Annotated in this window: 9 protein-coding genes; 8 read left to right on the top strand and 1 reads right to left on the bottom strand. The window is 66.6% G+C overall.

Annotation, left to right across the window (positions count from 1 at the left end):
* Window positions 1-31: 31 nt before the first annotated feature.
* From ABD115_RS09540 to ABD115_RS09515, 6 genes are all read left to right on the top strand, one after another.
* Window positions 32-784, top strand: coding sequence for an IclR family transcriptional regulator (locus tag ABD115_RS09540; protein WP_343960481.1), 753 nt, complete (start codon window positions 32-34; stop codon window positions 782-784).
* Window positions 785-1,150: 366 nt separating this feature from the next.
* A complete protein-coding gene (hisS, locus tag ABD115_RS09535) occupies window positions 1,151-2,446 on the top strand; it encodes a histidine--tRNA ligase (RefSeq protein ID WP_343960480.1) in 1,296 nt (431 codons plus the stop codon).
* A 93-nt stretch (window positions 2,447-2,539) separates the two neighbouring features.
* The gene (gene eno / locus ABD115_RS09530) at window positions 2,540-3,820 is read left to right on the top strand and encodes a phosphopyruvate hydratase (RefSeq protein ID WP_343960479.1); all 1,281 of its coding nucleotides are present in this window, start codon (window positions 2,540-2,542) and stop codon (window positions 3,818-3,820) included.
* A 26-nt stretch (window positions 3,821-3,846) separates the two neighbouring features.
* Window positions 3,847-4,308 (top strand): septum formation initiator family protein, encoded by a 462-nt coding sequence (locus ABD115_RS09525; RefSeq protein WP_343960478.1) that lies wholly within the window; start codon window positions 3,847-3,849, stop codon window positions 4,306-4,308.
* On the top strand, window positions 4,305-4,790 hold the full coding sequence (locus ABD115_RS09520; RefSeq protein ID WP_343960477.1) for a DUF501 domain-containing protein: 486 nt from the start codon (window positions 4,305-4,307) through the stop codon (window positions 4,788-4,790). Before ABD115_RS09525 ends, ABD115_RS09520 begins: the two co-directional genes overlap by 4 nt.
* A 206-nt stretch (window positions 4,791-4,996) precedes the next feature.
* The gene (locus ABD115_RS09515; protein WP_343960476.1) at window positions 4,997-6,337 is read left to right on the top strand and encodes an NAD(P)/FAD-dependent oxidoreductase; all 1,341 of its coding nucleotides are present in this window, start codon (window positions 4,997-4,999) and stop codon (window positions 6,335-6,337) included.
* A gap of 306 nt (window positions 6,338-6,643) precedes the next feature.
* Here ABD115_RS09515 and ABD115_RS09510 read toward each other — a convergent pair whose 3' ends face one another.
* Window positions 6,644-8,113 carry a helix-turn-helix domain-containing protein gene (locus ABD115_RS09510; protein ID WP_343960475.1) on the bottom strand — a complete coding sequence of 490 codons (1,470 nt, stop codon included), beginning with the start codon at window positions 8,111-8,113 and terminating at the stop codon, window positions 6,644-6,646.
* A gap of 125 nt (window positions 8,114-8,238) precedes the next feature.
* On the opposite strand from ABD115_RS09510, the gene ABD115_RS09505 reads away from it, so the two are divergent.
* Together ABD115_RS09505 and ABD115_RS09500 are read left to right on the top strand one after the other, a co-directional pair.
* Window positions 8,239-10,074 (top strand): phosphoenolpyruvate carboxykinase (GTP), encoded by a 1,836-nt coding sequence (locus ABD115_RS09505; protein ID WP_343960474.1) that lies wholly within the window; start codon window positions 8,239-8,241, stop codon window positions 10,072-10,074.
* Between the two features lie 167 nt (window positions 10,075-10,241).
* Window positions 10,242-10,682 carry a nuclear transport factor 2 family protein gene (locus ABD115_RS09500; protein ID WP_343960473.1) on the top strand — a complete coding sequence of 147 codons (441 nt, stop codon included), beginning with the start codon at window positions 10,242-10,244 and terminating at the stop codon, window positions 10,680-10,682.
* Window positions 10,683-10,698: the final 16 nt, after the last annotated feature.

Here is a 10,698-nt window from a genome sequence, read left to right as displayed (position 1 = left end):
GGCTTATGCCGCTATGCGGGATACTTGGGGCATGGCAGAAACCCTTGACAGCGTTGAGCGGGCGCTCTCCGCGCTCCTGCTCTTCGGCGCAGACCGGCGCGAGATCGGGGTGACCGAGCTCGCCGGGCTGCTCGGCTGCTCGACCTCGAGCGCGCAGCGCACGATCCACACCCTGACCAAGATGCAGTTCCTCCGCCGCGACGACGAGCGCCGCGTCTACCGCCTCGGCACCGGCGTGCTCCACCTCTCGCGGGCCTGGCAGCGCACCGCATCGCTCGCGAGCATCGCCCGGCCGGTCGTGACCGAACTCTCGGAGCACACCGGGCTCACCGCCACCTTCGCCATCGCCGACCACGCGCACATGCGCGCCGTCATCTCGGTCGACGGGCCCGAGGGGCCGCTGCGCGACTACCCGATGGCGGGCGAGCTCTTCCCGGCCCACGTCGGCGCGATCTCGAAGGCCTTCTTCGCCCACCTGCCGCGGGCGCAGCGAGACCACTATACGAGCCAGCGGCCGCTCGCCCGGTACACGGCGGTGACGAGTATGAACCCGCGGGAGCTCGAGGCAGAGTTCGCGCGCATTCGGGAGCTCGGCTACTGCGTGACCCGCGGCGAATACGACGAGCAGGTGTCGGCGCTCGCGATGCCCGTGAAACTCGGGCACGAGCCGCTCGGCTCGGTGTCGGTCTCGACGCTCGGGGAGCTGCCTGACACTGCCGTGCTGACCGAGCCGGTTGGGCTCGCCGCGCGCACGATTGGGCAGTTGCTGAGTAGGCGGGGGTGAGGGGTTGGGGTTGGGGTTGGGTTTGGGCTTGGGCTTGGGCTTGGGCCCTCGCCCGTGCCACCAGCGCTCAATAGGTGATCAGACCCCAATAGGCCTCAGACCCGGGGTTGCTGCCTATCGGCTGCCGATCGCCGATTAAGTGCAGCAGGCCGCTGGTTCGCGGCCCAGGCCCCCACTTGCGCTAGATAGGTGATCTGCGCTTGATAGGCCCCGGGTGTGGGGGTTGCTGCCGTGTGGGGGCTGATTGCCTAGTGGGTGCTGAATGCTTGGGGCCCGAGGCCCGGGCCCAGCCTGCGGGCCCAGCCTGCGGGCCCCGGCTGCGAGCCCCGCGCAGCGAGCCCCTCGTGGCATGGAAGAATAGAGCGCATGGCAGCCCCAGTGAATTCCCCCCGCGGTATGCGCGACTTCCTCCCCGCAGACAAGGCGCGCCGCGAGCACGCGCTCGGCGTGATTCGCGGGGTGTATCGCGCCCACGGCTTCGACGAGATCGAGACCCCGGTTGTTGAAGACTATGCGCGCTTGCACGCTGGCCTCGGTGGCGATAACGAGAAGCTCAGCTTCTCCATTCTCAAGCGCGGCATCAAACCAGAGGCGCTCGCCGCAGCCGTCGAGGCTGGCGACCCCGAGCAGCTCGCAGACCTCGGCCTGCGCTTCGACCTGACGGTGCCGCTCGCCCGCTTCTACGCCTCGCATCGCGCGGAGCTGCCCCCGGTCTTCCGCTCGATTCAGATCGGCCCGGTGTGGCGCGCCGAGCGCCCCCAGAAGGGGCGCTATCGCCAGTTCGTGCAGGCTGACATTGACGTGATCGGCGAGTCTGGCATCATCGCCGAGGCCGAGCTCATCACCGCAACGTCGCAGGTGCTCGCCGAGCTCGGGCTGAAAGACTGCGTGATTCGGGTGAACGACCGCCGCATTCTTTTCGGGCTGCTCGAGCACTGCGGATTTGCAGCCGAGGAGCAGGCCGGTGCGCTCATCACCATCGACAAGCTCGACAAGATCGGTGTCGAGGGAGTCGCCGCCGAGCTCGCCGAGACAAACTCGGGCGCCGCTGCCGCAATGCGGGGCATTCTCGAGGGCGTCGACGCCGCGCTTGCTGCCGGTATTCCGGTGACGCGCGAGGCGATTGCCGCCGTGCTCCCCGCTGGGGCGGCAGAGGCGGGCATCGACAGCCTGGTCGCTATTGGCGAGGCTCTCGCCGGGGGCCTGCCCGAGGGCGTCGAGCTGCGCTTCGACCCGACCCTCGTGCGCGGCATGGGCTACTACACCGGCACGATCTTCGAGATCGCGCACCCCGGCTCGGGCTCCTCTGTGGGCGGCGGCGGTCGCTACGACGGCATGATTGGCCGGTTCCTCGGGCAAGACGTTCCGGCGGTCGGGTTCTCGATCGGGTTCGAGCGGGTGGTCGATCTCATTGAGCTCGACGGCTCGACCGGCCCAGAGTCGCTCGCCCTCGTCGTCGATGCCGAGGCCAAGCTCGAAGACCTCATGGCACTCAAGCGCGAGCTCGTCGCCGCAGGCAACCGCGTGCGCATCGAGAAGCGGCAGAAAAACATGAAAACCCTGCTCGCGCGCCTGGTCGAGGAGGGGTTTGCCAAGGTCGCAAACGTGCAGCCGGGCGTGAGCGATCTCAGCGAACTCTCATGGCGCGAACTGGGCGAGTAATGGCGTAATTTCCTCGGGCCCCAAAGCTTCACCCTCTACACTGAGAACTGGCGCGGAATACGCGCCTCACGACGTAACCACAAGGAGTACACGGTGGCATTTATCGACGCGGTGATCGCACGCGAGATTCTGGATTCACGTGGCAACCCGACCGTTGAGGTCGAGGTCGGACTGACTGATGATTCGGTGGGGCGCGCGGCGGTGCCCTCGGGCGCATCGACCGGCGCCTTCGAAGCATACGAACTGCGCGACGGCGACAAGGAGCGCTACCTCGGCAAGGGTGTGCTCAAGGCTGTGGACGCGGTGTTTGACGACCTGGCACCCGCTATCGAGGGCTTCGCCGCAGACGACCAGCGCATCATCGATGCCGTGCTGCGCGAGGTCGATGGCACCGACAACAAGTCGCGCGTCGGCGCGAACTCGATTCTCGGCGTGAGCCTCGCGGTCGCGCACGCCGCCGCGGCCTCCGCTGAGCTGCCGCTGTACCGCTACCTCGGTGGCCCCAACGCCTGCACGCTGCCCGTGCCGCTCATGAACATCATCAACGGCGGCGCTCACGCCGACACCGATGTCGACATTCAGGAGTTCATGGCGGTGCCGCTCGGTGCCGAGAGCTTCTCCGAGGGCCTTCGCTGGGGCGTCGAGGTCTACCACGCGCTCAAGGCGCTGCTGAACGAGCAGGGCCTCTCGACGGGGCTCGGCGACGAGGGCGGCTTCGCGCCAAACCTCGTGAACAACGTCGCCGCACTCGACCTGATCGTCGAGGCGATCAAGCGCGCGGGGTTCGAGCCCGGCCGTGACATCGCGCTCGCGCTCGACGTCGCCTCCTCGGAATTCTTCGAGAACGGCGTGTACAAGTTTGAGGGTCAGGAGCGCACCGCGGCAGAGATGACGGCGTACTACGCCGATCTCGTGGAGCGCTACCCGCTTGTCTCGATTGAGGATCCGCTCGACGAAGACGACTGGGAGGGCTGGAAGCACCTCACCGACGAGCTCGGCGGCAAGGTGCAGCTGGTCGGCGACGACCTGTTCGTCACGAACCCCGAGCGCCTCGCAGACGGCATCAAGCAGGGCGTCGGCAACTCGATTCTCGTGAAGGTGAACCAGATCGGCACCCTCACCGAGACTTTCGACGCCGTGCAGCTGGCGCAGCGCGCCGGCTACACCGCCGTGATGTCGCACCGCTCGGGCGAGACCGAAGACGTCACTATCGCTGACCTCGCGGTCGCAACTGACTGCGGCCAGATCAAGACCGGCGCGCCAGCTCGCTCCGACCGCGTCGCAAAGTACAACCAGCTGCTTCGCATCGAAGAAGAGCTCGGAGGCGCAGCACGCTACGCCGGCCGCGCGGCGTTCCCGCGCTTCCAGGCGTAGGCACGCGCCAGGGCGAGGAGCACACGGTGAAACACTGGGGCGCAGATATTGCGGCGTGGGCCGCGAGTCTGCGCTTCAGTGTGTTTACCGCCGTTGTCGTCGTCTCGGTGATCGCCGGGGCGCTGATTCTCAGCCCGAACATCTCGACCTTCGTGCAGCAGCAGCGAGAGATCGCCCAGCTGCGCGAGAGCGTTAGGCAGCACCGCGAGGCGGTCGAGAACATTGACGCAGAGCGCGCGCGCTGGAAAGACCCCTCGTATGTGAGGGCGCAGGCGCGCGACCGGCTGTCGTATGTGCTGCCGGGGGAGACACAGCTGAGCATTATCTCTGACGTTGTGCTTCCCGTGGAATCGCAGGAGGAGACGAGCGCCGGCCTCACCCAGGTTGAGCGCAACTGGGCGAAAGACCTCGTGTCTTCGGTCATCGCCTCGGGAACCGCGGTCCCAGAAACACCATCAGAAGACGAAGCCGCAAGGAGTACGCAGTGAGCCGGCCCCCATTTCCCGCCCCGACCCCAGAAGACATCGCCGCGGTGAGCGAGCAGCTCGGGCGTGAGGCGCGCGGCGTCGTGGGTATCGCCGCGCGTGCCAAAGACGGCAGCCCAACCGTCGTCGCGACCTCACCGAGGCTGCCCGACGGCTCGCCGTTTCCGACCTTCTACTACCTCTCGCACCCTGAGGTCGTGGCCGCCGCGTCGCGGCTCGAGGCTGTTGGCATGATGGTTGAGTTCAACGAGATGCTCGCCGAAGACGAGGAGTTGCGCGCCGCGTACGCCCGCGCGCACGAGCAGTACATTGCAGATCGTGATTCCGTTGGCGAGGTGCCCGAGCTCGCCGGTATCAGCGCCGGCGGCATGCCGACGCGTGTGAAATGCCTGCACGCGCTTATCGGCCATGCACTCGCTGCTGGCCCCGGCGTGAACCCGATCGGTGACTTGGCCCTCGAGCGTTCTGGTTGGCAAGCTAAATAGCGTACTTTCGGCGCCGCGGATCCTGCATTGCCGAATTAACCTCGGTTTGTGACGGGCAACTCGTCGTTTGTGACGATTTGGGGTTCTTTTGCAGGTAAGGTGGGTTGGGTTGGGTGAACCTTGCCCAGCTGGCTTCCCGCGCGAGAAAGCGGGCGCACCTTGCAGCCTGCAGTTTGTGCATATTTGATCATCAAGGAGATCGCTTCGTGGCGAAGAAGATTCTGATCGTTGGCGGCGGCTACGCCGGCTTCTACACGGCATGGAAGCTCGAGAAGCTCCTCCGTTCGGGCGAGGCGGAGGTCACCATCGTTGACCCGCTTCCCTACATGGCATACCTGCCGTTCCTCCCCGAGGTTGCGGCTGGCTCGATTGAGCCCCGCCACGCGGTTGTGGCGCGCCGCCGTCACCTCAAGAAGACGGCGAACATCTCGGGCAAGGTGACCGGCATTTCGCACGCCACCAAGACCGCGACAATTACGCCGAACGTCGGCGAGGCGTACGACTTTGAGTACGACCAGATCGTCATCACCACCGGCTCGGTCTCGCGTACCTTCCCGATCCCGGGCATCGCTGACAACGCGATCGGCATGAAGACAATCGAAGAGGCAGTCGCCATTCGCGACCGCATGGTCGGCAACTTCGAGCGCGCCGCGTCGCTGCCGAAGGACTCGGCTGAGCGTGCGCGCCTGCTCACCGTCACCGTCGTTGGCGGCGGCTTCGCCGGCATCGAGTCGGTCGCCGAGCTGCGTTCGTTCGCGACCGCGCTGCTGCGCCGCTACCCCGAGATCACGTTCGACGAGACGAAGTTCCACCTCGTTGAGGCGATGGGCCGCATCATGCCCGAGGTTACCGAGGGCCTCGCCGACTGGGTGGTCAAGGATCAGACCCGCCGCGGCGTGAACATTCACCTCGACACGCAGCTTTCGAGCGCCGAGGGTGGCAACATCGAGCTGTCAACCGGCGAGAAGTACGAGTCTGACCTCATCGTCTGGACAGCGGGCGTTATGCCCCGCCCGTTCCTGCGCGGCACCGACCTGCCGATCGGCGCGCGCGGCCACGTCGTTGGCGCGCCGTCGCTGCGGGTTGCAACCGAAGATGGCGACATCGTCGAGGGCGCCTGGACGGCGGGCGACACCTCGCAGGTTCCCGACATCTCATCGACCCCCGGCCCCGGCGGCTTCTGCGTTCCCAACGCACAGCACGCGGTGCGCCAGGGCCGCTTGCTCGCGAAGAACATCGTCGCGTCGCTGCGCGGCGAGGGCGTTGTCGAGTACAACCACAAGAACCAGGGCGCAGTCGCCGGCCTCGGCATGAACACCGGCGTGTTCCGCTCCGGTAACTTCACGCTCAAGGGCTACATCGCGTGGCTCGCACACCGCTTCTACCACGGCCTCGCGATCCCTACGTGGGAGCGTAAGTGGCGCGTGTTTGGCGGCTGGGTTGGGCACTTCTTCCTCGGCCGCGACATCGTGAACATCGAGGCGACGCAGCAGCCCCGCGAGATCTTCGAAGAGTTCGCGTCGCGCCCGCGCCCCGCTGCTAACTAGCTAGCGCGCACGCGACAGGCCGCGGTGATCCAGGTGGATCCCGCGGCCTTTTGCGTTGGCCCGGGGGTTGGTGGGTGGGTGCAGGCTGGCCGGCGTGGCCCGGCGTGGCCCGGCGTGGCCCGGCGTGGGCCGGCGGGGCCCGGCGTGGCCCGGCGGGGCCCTGGTCACTCAGCCGGACGGTTGCCTCCGAGCGCACCCCCTTATCTCGGCAGGCAATGGGGTGTGCTCGGAGGGAAGTGCGGGGTTCGGCTGTGTTGGGCCGGTGGGCCCGACACCCCTCGGTGGGAAAACGCGATGCGTTTTCCTCTAAACCTCGGGTGCATGCTTCGAGAGGAACTCGTACATCGAGGTGTCGTCGACGCCGGGGAAGGTGCCGGTCGGTAGGGGAGACAGCACGTGCTGGTGCATGCGAGCACTCGGCCACGCCTTGCCCTCCCAGCGCTCCCGCAGCGCGGGCGCTGCGGCCCGACAGCAGCTAGGGTCTGGGCAGGTCGAGCGCTTGCGCACCTGCGTATCGCGCCCGCGAAACCAACGCGCATCGTCGAACTGCACCCCACACGCGATCGCGAACGGCCCGAGCTCGGCGTCGCCGGTCTGCACGCTCGACCAGAAGGTGCCGTTCGGGGTGTCGGTGAACTGGTAGAACTCGCTCGTGCGGTTCTGGCGGTTGAACGCCGTGCGCCCGCCCCACTTCGCGCAGAGCAGCTCGCCCTCGATGGCCCCGCCCTCGTCGACCGGGAAGGGGAGGCCGTCGTTCGCGTACCCGCGAACCAGCGTGCCGGCACCGTCGGTGCGGTAGTGGTGCACCCGCAGGTCGAGGTGCCGCGTCGCGAGGTTCGTGAACCGGTGCGCGGCGGCCTCGTGCGTCACGCCGAACGCGTCGCGCAGGTCTTCGATCGCGAGGTTTCGTTCCCGTTTGGCCTGCTGCAGGTACTCGACGGCGCGCTCCTCGGGCAGCAGGCAGGCCGCGGCGAAATAGTTGATCTGCAAGCGCTGTTCGAGAAATTGTGCGTAACTTTGCGGCTCGGAGTGCCCGAGCACGCGATGCGCCATCGCCTGGAGCGCGAGCGAGCGAAGCCCGTGGCCGCCGGGAATCGACGTCGGTGGCAAATAGATGCGCCCGTTCTCGAGATCGGTGATGCTTCGAGTGTTCGACGGCAGGTCGTCGACGAAGATCAGCGTGAAGCCGAGAAGTTCGGCGAGAATTGCCACGTCGCGGTGGGTCACCGCGCCCACGGTGTGGCCGATGCGCTGCATGAGCTCCGACGCAATGAGTTCGATGTCGGGGAGGTAATTGTCGAGCTCCTGCATTTTTAGGCGGATCGACGTGTTCGCCCGACGCGCCTCCTCCGAGGTTGTCGCCGCGGCCCTCGTGCGGCGCGCGAGTTCGCGGTGCAGCCCAATGAGCGCTTCAAGTGTGTCGTCGCTGAGCGCGCGCGGCGAGCGGATCCGCGGCAACCCCAGCTGGTCGTACCCCGGGGTGCTCTGGGCTCGCTCGAGCTCGATCTCGAGCTCGCTGCGCCGGTCAGGTGCTTCGGCGTTGAGCAGGTCGCCAGCGTCGATCTCGAGCGCTCTGGCGATGGCCTGAATCAGCGTGAGCTTTGGCTCGCGCTTCCCGTTCTCGACGAGCGACAACTGGCTGGCCACAACGCCGACCTGCTGCCCGAGCTGTTCGAGCGTGAGCCCGGCCTCGGTGCGAAAGTGTCGGAGCCGTTTGCCGAGTACTAAGCGGTCAATCGTCGCCGCACTGAGCGAAGGCACAGATCCTGTGTTCATAATTTGACTATAAGGCAAAAACGCTGAAAATTGACAGGCTGTTTGGTGAATGTTCACCTGAGACCACAACCACAATAGGAATACAGGCCAACTTCGACGGCACCACTTAGGGAGAATCCGTAGGCATGAGCACCACAACTATCGCATCGATCGCCGATCTCGTTCGCGAGAGCGCAACGACTACCAACCCCGAGATCCTCACCTGGGTCACCGAGGTTGCCGAGCTCACTCGGCCCGATTCGGTCTATTGGTGCGACGGTTCGCAAGACGAGTGGAACCGCATCACCAGCGAGATGGTCGAGGCCGGTTCCCTGATCCCGCTGAACAAGAACCTTCGCCCCGGCAGCTTCCTCGCCCGCTCGAACCCCAGCGACGTCGCGCGCGTCGAAGACCGCACCTTCATCTGCTCCGAGAACGAGGCAGACGCGGGCCCCACGAACAACTGGGTCGCCCCCGACGCAATGCGCGCAGAGCTGCAGCCCTTCTTCGAGGGGTCGATGCGCGGCCGCACGATGTACGTCGTGCCGTTCTCGATGGGCCCCGTCGGCGGCGCGATCACGCAGCTCGGCATCGAGATCACCGACTCGCCCTACGCGGTGCTGAACATGCGCATCATGACCCGCATGGGCCAGGCCGCGCTCGACGGCATTACCCCCGGCAGCGAGTGGGTGCGCACGGTTCACTCGGTCGGTGCGCCACTCGAGGCCGGTGCCGACGACGTCGAGTGGCCCTGCAACGACACGAAGTACATCACCCACTTCCCCGAGACGCTCGAGGTGTGGTCGTTCGGCTCGGGCTACGGCGGCAACGCCCTGCTCTCGAAGAAGTGCTTCGCGCTGCGCATCGCGAGCGTGATGGGCAAGAACGAGGGCTGGCTCGCGGAGCACATGCTGCTGCTCAAGCTCACGAACACCGAGACCGGCAAGGATTACCACCTGTCGGCGGCGTTCCCCTCGGCCTGCGGCAAGACGAACCTGGCGATGCTCCAGCCCACCATTCCTGGTTGGAAGGTCGAGACCATCGGCGACGACATCGCCTGGCTGCGCCCCGGCAAGGACGGTCGCCTGTATGCGATCAACCCCGAGGCCGGTTTCTTCGGCGTCGCCCCCGGCACCGGTGAGACGACGAACCCCGTCGCGATGGAGACCCTCTGGGGCAACACGATCTTCACGAACGTCGCACTGACCGACGACGGCGACGTCTGGTGGGAGGGCAAGACCGATTCGGTGCCCGCGCACCTCGTCGACTGGCAGGGCAACGACTGGAGCCCCGAGTCGGGCCGCCCGGCCGCGCACCCGAACTCGCGCTTTACTGTGCCGATTCAGCAGACTCCGTCGCTCGCCGACGACTGGTTCGAGCAAGACGGTGTGCCGCTTGATGCCATTCTCTTCGGTGGTCGCCGCGCGACCAACGTGCCGCTCGTCGCGCAGTCGCGCTCGTGGAACCACGGCGTGTTCGTCGGTGCGACGATCTCGTCTGAGAAGACAGCGGCCCAGGAGGGCACCGTCGGCGAGCTGCGCCGCGACCCGTTCGCGATGCTGCCGTTCTGCGGCTACAACATGGCCGACTACTGGGGCCACTGGCTCGAGATGGGCGAGACCCTCGGCGAGAACGCCCCGAAGATCTTCCAGGTCAACTGGTTCCGCAAAGACGAAGACGGCAAGTTCATGTGGCCGGGCTTCGGCGACAACTCGCGCGTCATCGACTGGGTGATTCGCCGCGTCGAGGGCGAGCACGAGGGCCAGGAGACCGCCGTCGGCACGATCCCCGCCGCTGGCGAGCTGAACCTCACCGGCATCGAGTCGGTCGAACAAGATCTCGAGAAGATCTTCGCGATCGACCCGACCTCGTGGCTCGCTGAGGCAGACCTCACCGAGGAGTACTTCTCGCAGTTCGGCGACCGCCTCCCGGCAGCGCTTACCGCCGAGCTCGAGGGCCTGCGCGAGCGCCTCGGCAAGTAGCGCGAGCCGCACGCGGCAGGCTAACCGACAAGCCCGGCCCAGGAGCACACCGCCCCTGGGCCGGGCTTGTGTGTATCCCGCGAGGCAACTCGGGAGATCGTGAACTGCGACCGAGATGGAGGCCGATCGGCGTGTACGCGGCAATTGTTCGGCGCAAAGTTCGCCGGGTGTTCGACGAGATCAACGCGGGCAACTATTGGGCGATGGTTGAAAGCCTCGGCGAGCCCTTCGAGTATCACTTCCACGGGGATCACGCGCTCGGCGGCCGCCGCACCTCTGTCGACGCAATGAATCGGTGGTGGGCGCGACTCATGCGTCTCCTACCCGATGCACGTTTCGAGGTGCTCGATGTGCTCGTGCGAGGGTGGCCGTGGCGCACGCGCGTCGCGGTGCGTGCAAGGGTCACGGGCGACCTGCCCGGGGGCGAACGCTACGAAAACACAGTGTTCCAGTCCATGACGCTCGTGGGAGGCAGGGTGACCTCGGTCGATACCGTGTGTGAGCCCGCCCCGCGCCCAAGCTCGCTCGGCACCGCGAACGGCCCCCAACTCGGTGTCAGATTGCCCCAGCGAAACGGTGCTTTCGAGGTGAAATCTGGGGGAAACTGACATCAACTTCGCGCGG

The sequence above is a fragment of the Leucobacter albus genome, assembly GCF_039528015.1.
Lineage (GTDB): Bacteria > Actinomycetota > Actinomycetes > Actinomycetales > Microbacteriaceae > Leucobacter > Leucobacter albus.
The sequence above is the reverse complement of the archived record's forward strand: the minus strand, read 5'-3'. Positions and strand labels throughout refer to the sequence as shown.

Excerpts from the sequence above, each read along its gene's own strand:
- ABD115_RS09540 (WP_343960481.1), top strand. The coding sequence starts at position 32 with ATGGCAGAAACCCTTGACAGCGTTGAGCGGGCGCTCTCCGCGCTCCTG.
- hisS (WP_343960480.1), top strand. The coding sequence starts at position 1,151 with ATGGCAGCCCCAGTGAATTCCCCCCGCGGTATGCGCGACTTCCTCCCC.
- ABD115_RS09510 (WP_343960475.1), bottom strand. The coding sequence starts at position 8,113 with ATGAACACAGGATCTGTGCCTTCGCTCAGTGCGGCGACGATTGACCGC.
- ABD115_RS09505 (WP_343960474.1), top strand. The coding sequence starts at position 8,239 with ATGAGCACCACAACTATCGCATCGATCGCCGATCTCGTTCGCGAGAGC.